The 17,360-nt window shown below is 73.2% G+C and carries 18 protein-coding genes; 4 read left to right on the top strand and 14 right to left on the bottom strand.

What is annotated here, in order from left to right:
* Positions 1 to 57 precede the first annotated feature (57 nt).
* Entirely contained in the window at positions 58 to 981 is a 924-nt protein-coding gene (locus tag ACIRD3_RS34965; protein WP_402224676.1) for a hypothetical protein, read from the top strand.
* 9 nt (positions 982 to 990) lie between these two features.
* Here ACIRD3_RS34965 and mutM read toward each other — a convergent pair whose 3' ends face one another.
* The 10 genes from mutM to ACIRD3_RS34915 form a co-directional block, all read right to left on the bottom strand.
* Positions 991 to 1,869, bottom strand: coding sequence for a bifunctional DNA-formamidopyrimidine glycosylase/DNA-(apurinic or apyrimidinic site) lyase (gene mutM / locus ACIRD3_RS34960; protein WP_402224673.1), 879 nt, complete (start codon positions 1,867 to 1,869; stop codon positions 991 to 993).
* A gap of 54 nt (positions 1,870 to 1,923) precedes the next feature.
* Complete coding sequence (gene rnc / locus ACIRD3_RS34955) at positions 1,924 to 2,715, bottom strand: ribonuclease III (RefSeq protein ID WP_402224670.1); 792 nt, start codon at positions 2,713 to 2,715, stop codon at positions 1,924 to 1,926.
* Between the two features lie 20 nt (positions 2,716 to 2,735).
* Positions 2,736 to 2,909, bottom strand: a complete 174-nt coding sequence (gene rpmF / locus ACIRD3_RS34950; protein ID WP_030056747.1) for a 50S ribosomal protein L32 — start codon at positions 2,907 to 2,909, stop codon at positions 2,736 to 2,738.
* Positions 2,910 to 2,911: 2 nt separating this feature from the next.
* A complete protein-coding gene (locus ACIRD3_RS34945) occupies positions 2,912 to 3,556 on the bottom strand; it encodes a YceD family protein (RefSeq protein ID WP_402224667.1) in 645 nt (214 codons plus the stop codon).
* Between the two features lie 162 nt (positions 3,557 to 3,718).
* Positions 3,719 to 4,912: an ATP synthase F0 subunit B gene (locus ACIRD3_RS34940; RefSeq protein WP_402224665.1), complete on the bottom strand. Its 1,194-nt coding sequence runs from the start codon at positions 4,910 to 4,912 to the stop codon at positions 3,719 to 3,721.
* A gap of 208 nt (positions 4,913 to 5,120) precedes the next feature.
* Positions 5,121 to 5,612, bottom strand: coding sequence for a pantetheine-phosphate adenylyltransferase (gene coaD / locus ACIRD3_RS34935; RefSeq protein WP_350524607.1), 492 nt, complete (start codon positions 5,610 to 5,612; stop codon positions 5,121 to 5,123).
* 49 nt (positions 5,613 to 5,661) lie between these two features.
* Positions 5,662 to 6,246, bottom strand: coding sequence for a 16S rRNA (guanine(966)-N(2))-methyltransferase RsmD (gene rsmD / locus ACIRD3_RS34930; RefSeq protein ID WP_402224661.1), 585 nt, complete (start codon positions 6,244 to 6,246; stop codon positions 5,662 to 5,664).
* A gap of 399 nt (positions 6,247 to 6,645) precedes the next feature.
* Positions 6,646 to 7,179 (bottom strand): hypothetical protein, encoded by a 534-nt coding sequence (locus ACIRD3_RS34925; protein ID WP_355674667.1) that lies wholly within the window; start codon positions 7,177 to 7,179, stop codon positions 6,646 to 6,648.
* 105 nt (positions 7,180 to 7,284) lie between these two features.
* On the bottom strand, positions 7,285 to 9,510 hold the full coding sequence (recG, locus tag ACIRD3_RS34920; RefSeq protein WP_402224659.1) for an ATP-dependent DNA helicase RecG: 2,226 nt from the start codon (positions 9,508 to 9,510) through the stop codon (positions 7,285 to 7,287).
* Positions 9,511 to 9,628: 118 nt separating this feature from the next.
* Positions 9,629 to 11,260: a DAK2 domain-containing protein gene (locus ACIRD3_RS34915; RefSeq protein WP_402224656.1), complete on the bottom strand. Its 1,632-nt coding sequence runs from the start codon at positions 11,258 to 11,260 to the stop codon at positions 9,629 to 9,631.
* Between the two features lie 299 nt (positions 11,261 to 11,559).
* Here ACIRD3_RS34915 and rpmB point away from each other — a divergent pair, with 299 nt between their 5' ends.
* The gene (rpmB, locus tag ACIRD3_RS34910; protein ID WP_014138233.1) at positions 11,560 to 11,745 is read left to right on the top strand and encodes a 50S ribosomal protein L28; all 186 of its coding nucleotides are present in this window, start codon (positions 11,560 to 11,562) and stop codon (positions 11,743 to 11,745) included.
* 172 nt (positions 11,746 to 11,917) lie between these two features.
* On the opposite strand, the gene thiD is transcribed toward rpmB, so the two are convergent.
* From thiD to ACIRD3_RS34895, 3 genes are all read right to left on the bottom strand, one after another.
* Complete coding sequence (gene thiD / locus ACIRD3_RS34905; RefSeq protein WP_402224653.1) at positions 11,918 to 12,730, bottom strand: bifunctional hydroxymethylpyrimidine kinase/phosphomethylpyrimidine kinase; 813 nt, start codon at positions 12,728 to 12,730, stop codon at positions 11,918 to 11,920.
* Between the two features lie 24 nt (positions 12,731 to 12,754).
* Positions 12,755 to 13,780 carry an ATP-dependent 6-phosphofructokinase gene (locus tag ACIRD3_RS34900; RefSeq protein ID WP_402224650.1) on the bottom strand — a complete coding sequence of 342 codons (1,026 nt, stop codon included), beginning with the start codon at positions 13,778 to 13,780 and terminating at the stop codon, positions 12,755 to 12,757.
* Positions 13,781 to 14,022: 242 nt separating this feature from the next.
* Positions 14,023 to 14,988, bottom strand: coding sequence for a thiamine-phosphate kinase (locus ACIRD3_RS34895; protein ID WP_350634183.1), 966 nt, complete (start codon positions 14,986 to 14,988; stop codon positions 14,023 to 14,025).
* 224 nt (positions 14,989 to 15,212) lie between these two features.
* Here ACIRD3_RS34895 and ACIRD3_RS34890 point away from each other — a divergent pair, with 224 nt between their 5' ends.
* Both ACIRD3_RS34890 and ACIRD3_RS34885 read left to right on the top strand, forming a co-directional pair.
* Positions 15,213 to 15,446, top strand: coding sequence for an Lrp/AsnC family transcriptional regulator (locus ACIRD3_RS34890; protein ID WP_402224647.1), 234 nt, complete (start codon positions 15,213 to 15,215; stop codon positions 15,444 to 15,446).
* Between the two features lie 78 nt (positions 15,447 to 15,524).
* Positions 15,525 to 16,043, top strand: a complete 519-nt coding sequence (locus tag ACIRD3_RS34885) for a DUF3515 domain-containing protein (protein ID WP_402224645.1) — start codon at positions 15,525 to 15,527, stop codon at positions 16,041 to 16,043.
* 99 nt (positions 16,044 to 16,142) lie between these two features.
* Here ACIRD3_RS34885 and ACIRD3_RS34880 read toward each other — a convergent pair whose 3' ends face one another.
* The gene (locus ACIRD3_RS34880) at positions 16,143 to 17,288 is read right to left on the bottom strand and encodes a D-alanine--D-alanine ligase family protein (RefSeq protein ID WP_402224642.1); all 1,146 of its coding nucleotides are present in this window, start codon (positions 17,286 to 17,288) and stop codon (positions 16,143 to 16,145) included.
* Positions 17,289 to 17,360: the final 72 nt, after the last annotated feature.

Here is a 17,360-nt window from a genome sequence, read left to right as displayed (position 1 = left end):
CCATTGCCCTTTCTTGACCCAGCCCGTTCCTGACCCGACTCCCGATCGGAGCACTTGGTGATCATCGGCCTCGTCACCGCCGTGGCGGCATCCGCCTGCTACGGCACCGGCTCGGTCCTGCAGGCCGTCGGATCCCGCCGTTCGGCCCGGGAGGAGGCGGCCAAGGGCGCCACCACCGCGACCACCGAGCACGGCGGACCGAGCCTGTCCTCGACCGCGAAGGCCGCCGTCACCTGGGAGTTCATCCTCGGCACGGTGCTCGACCTGGTCGGCTTCGGGCTCGGCGCGCTGGCCGCCCGGCTGCTGCCGCTGTTCCTCTCGCAGACCATCATCAGCGCCAACCTGGTGATCACCGCGCTGCTCAGCATCAAGCTGCTGGGCATAAGGCTCAAGCAGCTGGAGTGGGCCTCGATCGGCGTGCTCTGCTCGGCGCTGGTGCTGCTGGCCGTCTCGGCCGGCCCGGAGGGCGGCCACCACGCGGACATGTCCTTCCACTGGTGGCTGCTGATCGTCACCACCGTGCTGCTGGTCGGCGGCAGCCTGGTGGTCCGGCGGATGGGTGCGAACGGCGCGATCGTCGCCGGTCTGCTGTCCGGCCTCGGCTTCGGCGGCCTGGGCGTCGGCGTGCGCATCCTGAACGGCGTCGACCCGTTCGAACTCGGCACGCTGCTCTCCGACCCCGCGCTGTACGCGATCCTGGTCGGCGGCCTCGGCGGCATGTACATCCACACCGTGGCGCTGCAGATCGGTTCGGTGAACGGCGCGACGGCCGCCCTGGTGGTCGGTGAGACGGTGCTGCCCGGCGCGGTCGGCGTGCTCTGGCTCGGCGACTCCTCGAAGCCCGGCCTGGGCTGGCTCGGCGTCGTCGGCTTCCTGCTCGCGGTGGTGTCCGCGGTCGGGGTCGCGTACTTCGGCCAGGACACCCACGGCGCGCCCGGCGACGCGGACACCGGGCGGCCCGAGCTCGCCGGCCGGAAGTAGCCGCCCGGCTCAGCCCCCGCTGCGGGCCCGCGGCACGCGCTGGCAGCGGGGGCAGAAGTAGCTGGAGCGGTTCATCCAGGCCGCCCGCCGGATCGCCGTCCCGCAGCGGCGGCACGGCTCGTGCTCGCGGCCGTAGGCGTCCAGGTCCCGGGAGAAGTAGCCGCTCTCGCCGTTCACGTTGACGTAGAGGCTGTCGAAGCTGGTGCCGCCGACGGCGAGCGCCGCGGTCATCACGTCCCGGGCGTTGGCCAGCAGGACGGCGGCCTGCGCGCGGGTGAGCGTCGCGGTCGGGCGGTCGTAGTGCAGCTTGGAGCGCCACAGCGCCTCGTCGGCGTAGATGTTGCCGACACCGCTGATCAGGGTCTGGTCGAGCAGCGCGCGCTTGACGGTGGTGCGCCTGGCCCGCAGCGCGGCCACGAAGGCCGCGTCGTCGAAGCGCACGTCGAGCGGGTCGCGGGCGATGTGCGCGATGGAGACGGGCGTGCCCTCCGGGTCGCCCTCCTCGGCGTCCTCGACCGCCAGGCCGCCGAAGGTCCGCTGGTCGACGAAGCGCAGTTCCCGTCCGCCGTCGGTGAAGCGCAGCCGGACGCGCAGGTGCGTCTCGTCCGGTACCGACGGGTCCTGGACGAGGAGTTGGCCGCTCATCCCGAGGTGGCCGATCAGCGAGAAGCCCGCGCCGGTGCCGGCCAGCGGCACCCACAGGTACTTGCCGCGCCGCTGCGCGGTGCCGAGGGTGGTGCCGGCGAGCCGGGCCGTGAAGTCGGCCGCGCCGGCCGGCTGGCGGCGGACCGCGCGCGGGTGCAGTACCTGGACGTCGGCGACGGTCCGCCCGGCCACCCAGTTCGCCAGACCGCGGCGGACGACCTCGACCTCGGGGAGTTCGGGCACGGGAAGGGGCCTCCTGCGTCGGTACGGATCGGCAGGAGAAAGGCTACTCGGCGGTCACGCCCCGGCGGGCAGCCGGTCGGCGTACTTCTCCTTGATCGCGCGCCAGGCGCTCTCGGCGGCCTTCTGCTCGGCTTCCTTCTTCGAGCGGCCGACGCCGCTGCCGAAGTCCTCGCCGGCCACCCGGGCCGCCGCGGTGAAGGTCTTCTCGTGGTCCGGGCCGGACTCCATGACCACGTACTCGGGCACCCCGATGCCCACCGAGGCAGTGAGCTCCTGCAGGCTGGTCTTCCAGTCCAGGCCGGCGCCCAGCTGAGAGGACTCCTCGATCAGCGGGTCGAACAGCCGGTGGACGAACTCGGTGGCGGCGTCCAGTCCCTGGTCCAGGTAGACGGCCCCGATCACGGCCTCGACCGTGTCGGCGAGGATCGACGACTTGTCGCGGCCGCCGGTGCCCTCCTCGCCCTTGCCGAGCCGGATGAACGCGCCGAGGTCCAGGCCCCGACCGACGTCCGCGAGCGCGCGGGAGTTGACCACCGCGGCGCGCAGCTTGGCGAGCGTGCCCTCCGGGACGTCCGGGTGGACGCGGTAGAGGGTGTCGGTCACCACCAGGCCCAGCACCGAGTCGCCGAGGAACTCCAGGCGCTCGTTGGTGGGCAGACCCCCGTTCTCGTACGCGTACGAGCGGTGGGTCAGGGCGCGTACCAGAAGGGCGCGCTCGAGCGTGTACCCGAGGCGCCCTTCCAGGACGTCGTATTCGGTCGAAGCCGGCCCGCCGGCCTTGCCACCGCCCGAAGAAGAACCCTTCGGGGCGGAGGACGCCTTGCGGGTGGAGTTACCGTCCGACATCGATCCGTGCACCCCGCCGATCAGACCGAGAGGACCTGGCGACGGTTGTACGTGCCGCAGCTCGGGCACGCGATGTGGCCCAGCTTGGGCTCGTGGCAGCGGTCGCACGCCACGAGGGCCGGAACGACGGCCTTCCAGTTGGACCGACGGTGGCGCGTGTTGCTGCGCGACATCTTCCGCTTCGGAACAGCCACGGCTACTTCTCCTGGTTCTCGGCGAGACCCTCACGGGTGTCGCTGGTCTTGATCCCGTCACCCTCGTCGCCGGGGGCGGCGGAGAGTCCCTGCAGAGCCGCCCACCGGGGGTCGACGGCGTCGTGGTGGTGCGCCGGGTCGTCGCTCAGGCGCGCTCCGCACTCGGAGCACAGGCCCAGGCAGTCTTCCTGGCACACCGGCTGCAGCGGCAGTGCGAGCACCACCGCGTCACGCAGCACCGGCTGGAGGTCGAAGTAGTCGCCCTCCAGGCGGTAAGTCTCTTCTTCCGAGTCCTCGTCGAGGTCCTCGGTCCCGGTGGTCCGGGCGCGGTGGCGCTCGTCGGACTCCGGGTAGTAGTACAGCTCCTGGAAGTCCACGTCGACGTCGAACTCGACGGGCTCCAGGCACCGGACGCACTCGCCCTCGACGTGGGCGTCGGCGGTGCCGGTGACCAGCACGCCCTCGACCACGGACTCCAGACGGAGCTCCAGCTCGATCGGGCTCTTCTCCGGAACGCCGATCACGTCGATGATCCCGAAGCCCTCGGGGGCCTCCAGGGTCCGGCTCACCTTGCGCATCGCACCGGGACGACGGCCGAGCTCGTGCGTGTCGAACACGAGGGGGTCGCGGTGGTCGAGGCGGTTCACGGTGTCCTGACTTCCAGAGGAGGTGATCGGTGGCTCCCAGGGCCGGCCGGCGTTGCGCGGGCAAGCCGACGGCCGGACATGGGGATGCCGGAGTGGTCAGACTACCGGAGTCTCCCGCCAGGCCCAACTTCGGTCCCGTCAGGAGACTCCGCGACGATCCGGTCAGCGGCCGCCGAGCTCCCGCAGCCTGGTCATGTCGATCATGCTGGTGTCGAAGAAGCTGGTCTCGTCCAGGCCCTGGCCCTGCCCCTGTCCCTGCCCCTGCTGCTGGTGCGGCACGGCCGGCGGGGCGGAGGGCGGCTGCGGGTAGTGGTAGCCGTCGTACGGCTGCGCGCCGTAGCCCTGCTGCTGTTGTTGCTGCTGCTGGTACCCGTAGCCGTCCTGCTGCTGGGCCGGGTAGCCCTGCTGCTGGTAACCGCCCTGCTGGCCCCACTGGGTGTTGTAGGGGTCGCCCTGGCCGGCCGGGTCGAAGCCGCCGCCGTACACGTCGACGTACGGCCCGTTCTGCTGCTGGGCCGCCGCCGCGTACTGGTCGGTCCCCTGGTCCTGCCAGCCGGCCGCCGCCGGGGTCTGCTCGGGCCAGGTCTGCTGCTGCGGGACGTCCTCGCGGTACCAGGCGATGTCCTCGCCGTCGGCGTCCGCGGCGAAGCCCGCCGCGACCGCCTCGGCCCGCTCCTTGGCCTGCTGGGCCTCGTCGGCGGCCGCCAGGTAGGCGCCCAGCTCGTCGATGGGGCGCTTGCCGAGCAGCTTGTCGCGGCCCTTGCCGACGGCCTCCAGGGTGGCGCTCAGCACGTTCTCCAGCGTGGCCAGCTTCACATCGACGTACTCGTCGACCTCGGGGCTCGGGCTGGTCCGCTGCGGCCGGAACTCCTCACCGTCGCCCTCGCCCTCGTGCTCGGTCTCGAAGACGCTGGAGTCGCCGCGCAGCTTGGTGCGTCCGCGGCCGACGGCGCCGAGCGTCTTGGTCAGCACGACCTCGAAGTTGGCGAGCTTGCTGTCCACGTAGTCGTCGGCCTCGGCCCGCTTGGTGTCGACCTCGGCCCGCGCCTCGGCGAGGATCCGGTCGGCCTGCGCCTGGGCCTGGCGGACCACCTCGGTGTCCGAGATCAGCGAGCCGCGCTCGGCGTGCGCGCCCTGGATGATCCGATCGGCCTCGGCCTGGGCGCCGGCCACCACCTGCTCGTGGTCGGCCATCACCGACTGGGCCTGGGCGAGTTCGGCGGGCAGGGCCGCCTTGAGGTCGGTGAGCAGGCCGATCAGCTCGGCCCGGTTCACCACGCAGGAGGCCGACATCGGCATCGAGCGGGCGTTCTCGATCGCCGCCACGATCTCGTCGACCTTGTTCTGCACGTCCACGGGGCTTCGTCTTTCCGTGTGCCGCCGACGCTCCGGCGGAGGCAGGCCCGGCGCGGTGGACCTCACCGCAGGGCAGGGATACAGACTGTACGGCCACCCCGGGGCAGGGTCACAACGCCCGAGCCGAACCGGCCTCCCGGCCTCCGGACAAGTCGTGACGAACCGGCAGAAAAGGACAGCCCAATCGGTAGGCCGCCCGGCCGGCCGCCTACTGCTCGGCCTTGCGCTCCGCGATCCGCTCGACCAGCCGGCGGTGCACCGTCTCGGGCAGCAGGTGCGAGACGTCGCCGCCGTACGAGGCGACCTCCTTGACCAGCGTCGAGGAGAGGAAGCTGTAGGTCGGCGAGGTCGGCAGGAACAGCGTCTCGACGCCGGTCAGCCCGTGGTTCATCTGGGCCATCTGCAGCTCGTAGTCGAAGTCGCTGACGGCGCGCAGGCCCTTGACGATCGCCGGGATGCCGCGCTCCCGGCAGAAGTCCACCAGCAGGCCGAGGTGCGACTCGACCACGATGTTGCCGTACTTGGCCGTGGTCTCCTCGATGAGCTCGATCCGCTCCTCGATGGTGAACATGCCCTGCTTGTTCCGGTTGATCGCGACCGCGACATGCACCACGTCGTAGAGCTTCGAGGCCCGCTCGATGATGTCCAGGTGACCGTTGGTGATCGGGTCGAAGGACCCGGGACAGACGGCTCGGCGCATGGCGTGTGTGCTCCCTCGTGGGGTGACGGCTCGTGCGGGCCTCGGCCCGCTACTCCTGCTGGTCGGCCGCGGCGGCGGCGCGACCGTACCAGAGCGTGCCCTCGCCGTAGCGGCGGGAGCGCAGCCCCTCGAAGCCCTCGGGCCAGTCGAAACCGCCGCCACGGGTGCTGCGCTCCACGGTGACGAGTGTGTCCTCCGCGAGCCAGCCCCCGGCCAGGAGTGTGATCAGCATCTCGCGCAGTTCCGCGTCCGTGACCACGTACGGCGGGTCCAGGAACACCAGGTCGTACGGGCTCTGCGGCGGCGGGCCGACGACCACCTTCTCCGCCTTCGCGGCGCGGACCTCGGCACCCGGCAGGCCGATCGAGCGGACGTTCTCCCGGATCACCCGGGCCGCCTGGGCGTCCGCCTCGACCAGCAGGACGTGCTCGGCACCGCGCGACAGCGCCTCCAGCCCGACCGCACCCGATCCGCCGAACAGGTCCAGCATCCGGGCCCCGTGCAGGGTGCCGCGCAGCGCCTCCAGGGTGGAGAACATCGCCTCGCGGGCCTTGTCGGAGGTCGGTCGGGTGCCCCGGCCGGGCGGTACGGCCAGTCGGCGGCCGCCGGCCGCCCCGGCGATCACGCGGGTCATGGTGGTGGGAGGTCCTTTCGTCGCTGCCCGACCACGCTATCCCGCCCCGAGCCGAAGGGGCGCGCCGGTGCCGAAAGGGAGAAGCGAGGAGGCCCGAGGGACGAGGGCCTCGGAGCGCCGACCGTCGGCACCGGGCAAAGAGCGCCCCGGAGGCGAGCGGGCGAGTCACAGCCCCGAGCCGAAGGGGCGCGCCGGTGCCGAAAGGGAGAAGCGAGGAGGCCCGAGGGACGAGGGCCTCGGAGCGCCGACCGTCGGCACCGGGCAAAGAGCGCCCCGGAGGCGAGCGGGCGAGTCACAGCCCCGAGCCGAAGGGGCGCGCCGGTGCCGACGGCCCGCCCGGCGCGCTCACGCCGAACACCTGCGGCCCGGCGGGCCGCAGGTGTTCACGCGCTCAGGTGCTCAACTGGCCTCGGACCCCGCGGACTGGGCCGGGACGGCCGCGCCGAGCAGGGCCGGCGAGGCGTAGCGGGACCAGGACAGGCAGCCGTCGGGCGGGCAGAACTCGGGGCGGCGCGGGTCGTGCCCGAGCTCGCGCAGCTTGGTCCGGACGGAGTCGGGCGTGCGGCCGAAGCGGGCGGCGATCCGGGCGACGGTCTCGCCGTCGTGGAAGCGCCGGACCAGCTCCTCCTCGTGCTGCGGCACCCAGGGGGCGCCGTGGCCGGGGTAGAGCTCGCGCAGCACGTCGCGGTCGGGGATGGGCTCGGAGACGTCGGCGACGATCGCCAGCGCCCGCAGCGCGCGGTTGAGCGCGATCCGCAGCGAGGCGACGTCCTCGACCGGCAGACGGAGCTTGCCCGAGGCGAGCGGCGCGGCGGCCGCCCCCTCGCGCCAGCCGGTCAGGGTGAGGGTGACCTCGCGGTCGTCGTCGCTGGCGAGTTCGATCCGGAAGACCTTGTCGCCCAGCGGGAGCTCGTTGAGATGACGGAATGCCATGGCAGGACCCCCAAGTGTCGCGCCAGGAACGCACCTTGGGGGTGCGCCCTGAACAACTTCATTCTCTCGCGGGGGTCTGACAATTCCCGGGGCCGGCGGCCCCGCTCAGCCCTTCTCCATGTAGGCCGCGCGGTCCTCGTCGAGCAGGCTCTCCAGCGCGGTGCGCAGCTCCGGGTGGTCGGCCAGCTCCGGGTCCTCGGCGACCAGGCGGGTGGCCTCGGTCCGGGCGGTGAGGATGACGTCCTCGTCCTCCAGCACCGAGAGCACCTTGAGCGAGGACTTCACCCCGGACTGCGCCTGGCCCAGCACGTCGCCCTCGCGGCGCTGTTCGAGGTCGATCCGGGACAGCTCGAAGCCGTCCAGGGTGCCCGCCACCGCGTCCAGCCGGGCCCGGGCTGCGCTGCCCGCGGGCATGTCGCTGACCAGCAGGCACAGGCCCGCCGCGCTGCCGCGGCCGACCCGGCCGCGCAGCTGGTGGAGCTGGGAGACGCCGAAGCGGTCGGCGTCCATGATGACCATCGCGGTGGAGTTGGGGACGTTGACGCCGACCTCGATGACCGTGGTGGCGACCAGGACGTCCACCTCGCCGGCCGCGAAACGGCGCATCACGTCGTCCTTGGCCTCCGGCGCGAGCCGACCGTGCAGGATCTCCACCCGCAGCCCGGCGAGCGGGCCCTTCACCAGCATCTCGGCCGTCTCCACCACCGAGAGCGGGGGCCGCCGGTCGTCGCTCGCGGCGCCGAGGTCGGCGACGTCCTCGAAGTCCTCCTCGGCCGGCTTCCGCTTCTTCTTCGCGTTCTTCGGGTCGGCCGCGGGCTCCTCGTCCCCGATCCGGGGGCAGACCACGTACGCCTGGTGGCCCTTGCCGACCTCCTCGCGGACCCGCTCCCAGGCCCGGGTGAGGAAGTTGGGCTTCTCCAGCGCCGGGACGACGTGGGTGGAGATCGGCGAACGGCCGGCCGGCAGCTGGTCCAGGACGGAGGTCTCCAGGTCCCCGAAGACGGTCATCGCGACGGTGCGCGGGATCGGGGTGGCGGTCATCACCAGCAGGTGCGGCGGCTGCTCGCCCTTGGCGCGCAGCGCGTCCCGCTGCTCGACGCCGAAGCGGTGCTGCTCGTCGACCACGACCAGGCCGAGGTCCTGGAACTGGACCTTGTCCTCGATCAGCGCGTGGGTGCCGATGGCGATCCCGGCGTCCCCGCAGGCCATGTCGAGCAGCGCCTGGCGGCGGGCGGGGACGCCCATCGACCCGGTCAAAAGCACCACCCGGGTGCCGAGGTCCGAGCCGCCGAGCATGCCGCCCTCGGCGAGGTCCCCCATCATCTCGACGATCGAGCGGTGGTGCTGCTGGGCGAGCACCTCGGTGGGCGCCAGCAGGACGGCCTGGCCGCCCGCGTCCACCACGGCGAGCATGGCCCGCAGCGCCACCAGGGTCTTGCCGGAGCCGACCTCGCCCTGGAGCAGCCGGTGCATCGGGTGCTCGGTCGCCAGGTCGGCGGCGATCTCGGCGGACACCTTCTCCTGGCCCTCGGTGAGGGTGAACGGCAGCCGGGCGTCGAAGGCGTCCAGCAGGCCGCCCGCGCGGGCCACCCGCGGCTTGGCGGGCAGCGCCGAGTCGGCGGCCCGCCGGCGGGCCAGGGCGACCTGGAGCACGAAGGCCTCGTCCCAGCGCAGCCGGCTCTGGGCGCGCTCGCGGTCGGCCTGGCTGCGCGGGCGGTGGATCAGCTCCAGGGCCTCGGGCAGCGGGATCAGGTCGTGCCGCTCGCGCAGTTCGGCGGGCAGCGGCTCGCCGACGTCCCCGAGGTGCTTGGTGAGCGCGGTCTCGACGCAGATCGACAGCTTCCAGCTGGGCATCTGCGCGCTGGCGCCGTACACCGGGATGAGCCGGCCGGCGAACTGCTTCGCGGCGTCCGACCCGGCGTCCTCGTCGAGCAGCTGGTAGTCGGGCGAGACCAGCTGGCGGGTGCGGTTGAAGACGCCGACCTTGCCGGCGAACAGGCCCTGGGCGCCGGCCCTGAGCTCCTTCTGCCGCCAGCCCTGGTTGAAGAAGACCAGCGAGAGCCGGCTGCGGCCGTCGGTGACGACGACCTCCAGGCGGTCGCCCTTGCGGCCGCGGAACGGGATCAGGGTGACCTTCTCGATCCGGGCCAGCACGGTGACGTGCTCGTCGATCTCCAGCTCGTCCAGGCTGGTGAGCTGGCCGCGCTCGACGTAACGGCGCGGATAGTGGTGCAGCAGGTCCCCGACCGTGCGCAGCTTGAGGCTGTCGGCGAGCACCTTCGCGGTGCGGTCGCCGACGAGCTTGGTCAGTGGTTCATCGAGAGCGCCCATCAGCGCCTTGTTTACACCACCGGGCCGACAAACCGGACTGCCACTCGCCCGCTCGCCTCCGGGGCACTCCTGGCCCTTCGGCTCGGGGCGGGGACGCCCGCCCGCGCCGGGGCGCCCGCTACTCGACCCCGATGAGCAGCGGTGCCGGTTCCTGCCCGCCGTGGAAGACCACCGCGTCCACCTCGGGCCGCCGGTGGCGCACGTGCGCGACCAGCCGTTCGGCGAGCGCCTCGTCGGCGCCCTCGCCGAGGATCAGGGTGACGAGTTCGCCGCCCCCGCCGAGCATCCGGTCCAGCACGCTCTCGCCGACCTCGGCCAGGCCCGCGCCGATCACCGCGACGTCGCCGTCGATCAGCCCGAGCACGTCCCCGGCCTGGCAGACCCCGGCCATCGTCCAGGACTCACCCTCGGCGACGGCCAGTTCGGCGTACCGGGTGGCCCCGGCGGCGGAGGTCATGGCGACCACGTCCTCGTCGAAGCGGCGGCCGCCCTCGTGCACCGCGAGCGCCGCCAGCCCCTGCACCGGCGAGCGGGTGGGCAGGACGGCGATCCGGACGCCCTCCTCGCGCAGCTGGTCGGCGGCGGCCCCGGCGGCGGCGCGCAGCTCCGGGTCGTTGAGCAGCAGGACGACCTCCCGGGCGGCCGATCGGCGCACCGCGGCGGCGAGTTCGGCGCTGGCCGGAGGACGGTCCGGGTCGGCGTGCAGGACGAGGGCGCCGGCCTGCTCGCAGAGCTCGGCCAGGCCCTCCCCGGAGACCACCGAGAGCACCGCGCGGGCCCGCTCCTCGCGCTCGCCGCGCTCGGCGGCGCGGTCGGCCCGGGCGGCGGCCTCGGCGAAGTGCGTGATCCGGATCTGGTGCGGGCGCCCGGCCTCCACCCCGGCCTCCACCGCGGCGCCCGCGTCGTCCACGTGGACGTGCACGTTCCACAGGCCGTCGCCGCCGCCGATCACCAGCGAGTCGCCGAGCCCGCCGAGCCGTTCGCGCAGGGCGGGCAGCGCCTCGTCCGGCGCGTCCAGCAGGTAGATGACCTCGAAGGCGGGGTGCCCCGGGCCGGGCGGCCGGACGTGCGCCTCGCAGCTCTCCCCGACCCGGACGTCCCCGCGCAGCGCGACCGGTCCCATCGGCTGCTGCCCGGCGACGGCGTCGGCGAGCGCACCGAGGACGGCCACCAGACCGCGCCCGCCCGCGTCCACCACCCCGTTCTCGGCCAGCACGGCGAGCTGCTCGGGGGTGTGCCGCAGCGCGTCCCGGGCGGCCCGGTAGGCGGTGTCGGCGACCTGCGCGAGCCCGTCCCCGGCCTCGACGGCTTCCCGGGCGGCGACCCGGGCGACGGTCAGCAGGGTGCCCTCGACGGGCTCCGCAACGGCCTGGTAGGCGGAGTCGGCGGCCCGCTGCAGGGCGGCCCGCAGCTGTTCGGCGCCGCCGCCCTCGGCGAGCGTCTCGGCGGTGCCGCGCAGCCACTGGGCGAGGATCACCCCGGAGTTGCCGCGGGCGCCGACCAGCGCGCCGCGGGCCATCGCCCGGACGGCTTCGGCCAGCCCGGGGGCCGGGTCGGCGGCGGGGTCGGCGAAGCGGCTCTCCACCGCGGCGGCGGCGGACTCGACGGTCAGGTAGAGGTTGGTGCCGGTGTCGCCGTCCGGGACCGGGTAGACGTTGAGCGCGTCGATCTCCTCGCGGGCCTGGCCGAGCGCGCGCAGGGCGAGCTGGCACCAGGTGCGCACGGCCGGGGCGTCGAGCGTGTGCAGCACCAGGTCTCCTCCGGATGGGACGTCGCGATGGCCTGTGGGAGCAGCAATGCCTGCATGGCTGCGGCGAGGGGTGGTACCGGCAGGTTATCGGGGACGGGCCGGCCCGTCCGGACCGGCGACCGGAGCGATCACTCAGCCGGTCATGGTAGTTTCGTGGGACGGAAGCAAGCGTTGTATGCTCTTCCGGTTGCCTGGAACCGTCCAGGCTCACCCCCTTGTCCGGTCTGGTTCACGTGAGTGCTCCGGTGGGTGAGCGGGGTTTTCGAAAGTATCTGATCTGAAGTCTTGGAGTGACTCCTGTGGCTGCCAACTGCGACGTCTGCGGCAAGGGGCCGGGCTTCGGCAACAGCATCTCCCACTCTCACCGCCGTACCCCCCGTCGTTGGAACCCCAACATCCAGACGGTGCGCGCTGTGATTGGGCGGACGCCGAAGCGGCTCAACGTCTGCACCTCGTGCATCAAGGCCGGTAAGGTCTCGCGCTGACGCGCAGACCGGCATGCCGGTCCTCCAGTGAGCCGGTTCATCCTCGGATGGGCCGGCTTCGCTGTTTCCACGGCCGGCGACGCCGCTTTTCCGGACTCACCACTGGTGGGCGGGCTCCTTCGGGAACCCGCCCACCAGTGTCTTGTCCGGGCCGCCGCGCCGTACGGTCCGATCAGCGCCAGCGCCAGGCGTGGTCGACCGGCCCGATCCCGGCGCCCAGTGCGAAGCCTCCGGCGATCGCACCGGTGATGTACTCCTTGGCCGAGCCGACCGCCTCCGGCAGCGACTCCCCCTTGGCCAGGCCGGCCGCGATCGAGCTGGCCAGGGTGCAGCCGGTGCCGTGGGTGTGCCGGTTGTCGTAGCGCGGCGCCCGGTACCAGTGCTCCTCCCCCGGCCCGCCGTACAGCAGGTCGGCGGCCTCGCCCTCCAAGTGGCCGCCCTTGACCAGCACCCAGCGCGGACCGAGGTCGAGCAGCGCCTTGGCGGCGTCCAGCATCTGCCCCTCGTCCTCGACGGTCCGGCCGGTGAGCTGCGTCACCTCGTGCAGGTTGGGGGTGGCCAGGGTGGCGACCGGCAGCAGCTTCGCGCGGACGGTGCCGACGGCCTCGGCGGCCAGCAGCGCGTCCCCGTGCTTGGAGACGCCGACCGGGTCGACGACCACCGGGGCGGCCACCCCGGCCAGCAGGTCCGAGACGGTCTCGACCAGTTCCACCGAGGCGAGCATGCCGGTCTTCACGGCCTGCACCCCGATGTCGTCGACCACGCTGCGGAACTGCGCCCGGACGGCTTCGGCGGGCAGTTCCCAGTAGCCCTGGACGCCGAGCGAGTTCTGCGCGGTGACGGCGGTGATCACGCTCATGCCGTGGACACCGAGGGCGAGCATCGCCTTGAGGTCGGCCTGGATGCCGGCGCCGCCGCCGGAGTCGGAGCCGGCGATCGTGAGCACGCGGGGCGGGGCCGGCCGGGGAGAAGCAGTCGAAACCATGGGCCCCAACCTACCTGCGCCGATTCACAGCACGGCCTCGGATTCCACCCACCGGTCCTCCGGCACCGTCTTCAGCCGGGTCACCGCGTCGCCGATCGGCAGCAGTTCGATCCCGGTCCGGCGCAGCGCGGTGAAGTGCCCGAACGCGCCCTGGTGGACCGCCTCCACGGCGTGCCAGCCGAAGCGGGTGGCGAGCACCCGGTCCCGGGCGGTCGGGGTGCCGCCGCGCTGGGTGTGACCGAGGATGACCGGACGGGCCTCCTTGCCGAGCAGGTCCTCCAGCTCGTGGGCGAGCCGGTTGCCGATCCCGCCGAAGGTCCGGTGGCCGAACTGGTCGACCTCGCCGTGGTCGAAGCGCATGGTGCCGGGCACCGGGGTGGCACCCTCGGCGACGGCGATGATGGCGAACTTCTTGCCGCGCGCGAAGCGGTCCTCGATTATCCGGGCGACCGCCTCGATGTCGAAGGGCTTCTCCGGGATCAGGATGCCGTGCGCGCCGCCGGCCATGCCCGCGGTGAGGGTGATCCAGCCGGTGTGACGACCCATCAACTCGACCACCATGACCCGCTGGTGGGACTCGGCGGTGGTCTTCAGCCGGTCGATCGCCTCGGTCGCGACGTGCACCGCGGTGTCGAAGCCGAAGGTGACGTCGGTGGCGTGGATGTCGTTGTCGATGGTCTTCGGCACCCCGACCACCGGCAGTCCGGCGTCGCTGAACAGCTTGGCGGCGGTCAGCGTGCCCTCGCCGCCGATGGCGATCAGCGCGTCGATGCCGATGTCCCGGGCCAGCACCTTGGCGTTCTCCACCGCCCACTCGATCCGGTCGCGCCGGACCCGGGCCGAGCCCAGGATGGTGCCGCCGAGGGTGAGCAGGCCGGTGACGTCGTCGTGCGAGACCGTCCTGGTGCGGCCCTCGATCAGGCCGAGGAAGCCGTCCAGGATGCCGACGATCTCGTCGCCGTGGACGTCCGTGCCCCGGTGCACCACCGAGCGGATCACCGCGTTGAGACCGGGGCAGTCGCCGCCGCTGGTCAGTACACCGATGCGCATGTCAGGTGTGCTCCCGCTCGCAGTGGTTCGGGCCGCCCGCGCCGCGGACGGGCGGGCGGGCTCGGATGCCGCAAGCGTACGCAAAACGCACCCGCGAAGCCCGTCCGCCGCACGCCCGGGGCGTCATGTCCCGCACCCCGCAAGGCAGGCGCCCCCGCGTCGAGGGCGCGAACAGGCGAGCGCGCGGACAACCGAGCGCGCGGACAACCGAGCGCGCGACCAGGCGAGCGCGCGAGTGGCGGCTACTCGGCGAAGTGGTCCCAGCCGCCGACCCGGTCCCAGGGCGCGCCGTCGACCGTCACCCGGCCGCTGCGGCTGCCCGTCGGGCGGCCGGTCACCTCGCCCACCACCCGCCAGCGGGCCGGGAGTTGGACCCCGCGCGGGAAGGTCGCCACGATCGCGTGGTCCTCGCCGCCGGAGAGCACCCAGACCAGCGGGTCCACCCCGACCGCCTGGCCGATGTCCGCCATCTGCGCCGGGACGTCGAAGTCGGCGGCCTTCAGGTCGATGTCCACCTCGCTGGCCCGGGCCACGTGGCCGAGGTCGGCGACCAGTCCATCGCTCACGTCGATCATCGAGGTCGCGCCCAACTCGGCCGCCGCCGGGCCCGCGTGGTACGGCGGCTCGGGCCTGCGGTGCGCCTCGACGAAGGCGCGCGGGGAGCGGAAGCCGCGCTGCAGCACGGTCAGCCCGGCGGCCGACCAGCCCAGCCAGCCGGTCACCGCGACGACGTCGCCGACCTGCGCGCCGGAGCGCGTCACCGCGGCGCGCCCCTGCAGGTCCCCGAGCGCCGTGATGGCCAGCGTGACGGTGTCGCCGCGCACCACGTCGCCGCCGACCACCGTCGCCCCGGCGACCTGGCACTCGTCGCGCAGCCCGTCCATCAGCTCGGTCGCCCAGGTGGTCGGCAGGTCGGCGGGGGCGACCAGGCCGAGCAGTATCGCGGTCGGCACCGCCCCCATCGCGGCCACGTCGGCCAGGTTCTGGGCCGCGGCCTTGCGGCCCACGTCGTAGGCGGTGGACCAGTCCCGGCGGAAGTGCCGGTTCTCGATCAGGACGTCGGTGGTCGCGACCACCCGGCCGTCCGGTGCCCGCACCACCGCGGCGTCGTCACCCGGGCCGAGGTCGACCGCATCGGTGAGCGGTACCCGGGCGGTCAGCTCCCTGATGAGGCCGAACTCGCCGAGCTCGCCCACGGTCCCCTGCATCTGCGTCCTCTCGCCTTTCCTGCCGGATGGCGCTGCCATCCGATCCGGTCCCCGTCGCGCTCCCCCGCGCGCAGCGTACGCCCTTCGGGGGTGCCGAGGTCTCCCCTCCCCGGCCCGCTGCGCGGTAGCGTGGTGATCAGCCTGCCGGTGACCCCGTTTCCACCCGACGCCTTCTCCGGGCGATCACGGCGGCGATCCCCGTAACCGGCCGCCGGGAGGTCCTTGTGGTACAGGCATACATCCTGATCCAGACCGAGGTAGGAAAGGCCACCGCGGTGGCCGAGCTGATCTCCAAGATCCCCGGCGTGCTCACCGCCGAGGACGTCACCGGCCCCTACGACGTGATCGTCAAGGCCGAGGCCGGGACGGTGGACGAGCTGGGCCGCATGGTGGTCGCGCAGGTCCAGAAGGTCGAGGGCATCACCCGCACCCTGACCTGTCCGGTGGTCCACCTCTGAGGCCCGGTCCGCGGTGGGCCGGGCCCCGGCCCCGCCGTCGGCGCGGCCTTCGCCGTAAGGCCCGGCTACCATCGCCGGGTGGTCCGAGAACTCCGTGTCCCCAAGGCGCTGTCCGCCCTGCCGGCGCCGATCCGCTGGTTGGCCCTGCCCGTCGCGCTGACGTGCACGGTCGTCGTGCTGGTCGGCAGCTGGGGGCCGGGCGACCAGGACATCGAGGTCCCGCAGCCGAGCGGCAAGGCGGCCGAGTACTGCCGGGCCCTGGCCGCCGCGCTGCCGCAGGAGCTGCTGGGCCACCCCCGCAAGGACCCGTCGCCCGCCTCGCCGTACGTGGCCGTCTGGGGCAGCTCGCCCAGGACGGTCATGCGGTGCGGCATCGACCGGCCCGAGGAGCTGGACGGGCCGCACGCCAAGGACGTGTCCCCGACCGTCGACGACCTCACCTGGTGGTCGACGAAGCGGGACGACGGCAGCTACCGCCTGGTCGCGACGATGCGCGCGGCCTACGTCGAGGTGATCTCCCCGCCCGGCGTCTACGGCAGCCCGCTGGACCCGGCCGCCGCACTGACCCCGCTGGTCAAGGCCCACATCCCCGGCTGACGACGTCCCCGGCGGAACCGGCCGGCACCGACGCACCGACGCACCGACGCACCGAGGGCGGGCCGGGAGCGTCCCGGCCCGCCCTCGCCGTACGAACCGCTAGCGCAGCCCGGTCGAGCGCCGCAGCGCCGCCTGCAGCAGCCGGTCGATCAGCTCCGGGTACGGGACCCCGCTGGCCTCCCACATCTTCGGGTAGGCCGAGATGGGGGTGAAACCGGGCATGGTGTTGATCTCGTTGATCATCCAGGTGCCGTCCTCCAGCAGGAAGAAGTCCACCCGGGCCAGGCCCTCGCAGCCGAGCGCCTCGAAGGCCTCGATCGCCTGGCGCTGGATCTCGGCGAGCTCCTCGGGGGTGAGCCGCGCCGGGATCTGCACGTCCGAGGAGTCGATGTACTTGGCCTCGAAGTCGTAGAAGTCGTAACCCTCGCCGACCAGCACCTCACCGGCCACGCTGGCCCGCGGGCCGTCCTCGAACTCCAGCACGCCGCACTCGATCTCGCGGCCGGTCACGCCCGCCTCGATGATCAGCTTGGGGTCGTGCCGACGGGCCTCCTCGATCGCGGCGTCGAGGTCGGCCAGGTCCTTCACCTTGGTGATGCCGATGCTGGAGCCGGCCCGGCAGGGCTTCACGAACAGCGGCAGGCCGAGCTCGGCGGCCCGCTCGCGCACCGCGGCGCGGCCCGCCTCGGTCTCCCAGTCGCGCGGCCGCACGATGGTGTAGCGGCCGACGCCCAGGCCGTGCGAGGCCAGGATCCGCTTGGCGAACTCCTTGTCCATGCCGGCCGCGCTGGCCAGCACGCCGTTGCCGACGTACGGGACGCCGGAGAGCTCCAGCAGGCCCTGCAGGGTGCCGTCCTCGCCCCAGGGGCCGTGCAGCAGCGGGAACACCACGTCGACCTCGCCGAGGGCCTTGGGGGTGCTCCCCGGCTCGCTCAGCAGCACCTCACGGCTGCCCGGGGCGACGGGCAGCGAGACCTGCGCGTCCACGGACTCGGCGACCTGCGCCACGTCCGGCAGCTTGCCGTCGGTGATGGCCATCCGGGCCGGCTCGTCGCTGGTCAGCGCCCAGCGGCCCTCGTGCGTGATGCCGATCGGCAGCACGTCGTACTTGTCGCGGTCGATCGCCCTGAGCACACTGCCCGCGGTGGAGACCGAGATGGCGTGCTCGGAGCTGCGCCCGCCGAAGACCAGCGCGACGCGCGGCTTCGGGGCGGACGGGTTCGGGGAGGACTGTTCGATGCTCATATCGGGTTTGAGACTACCGTGCGACGTGTTTCCGGGACGTCAACCGCCCCGGCGGCCGCGCCCTCCCGGAGC

Origin of the sequence: Kitasatospora sp. NPDC093550 (assembly GCF_044764985.1) — a bacterium.
GTDB lineage: Bacteria > Actinomycetota > Actinomycetes > Streptomycetales > Streptomycetaceae > Kitasatospora.
Note: the sequence above shows the minus strand (reverse complement) of the source record. Positions and strands in the feature narration are given on the sequence as shown.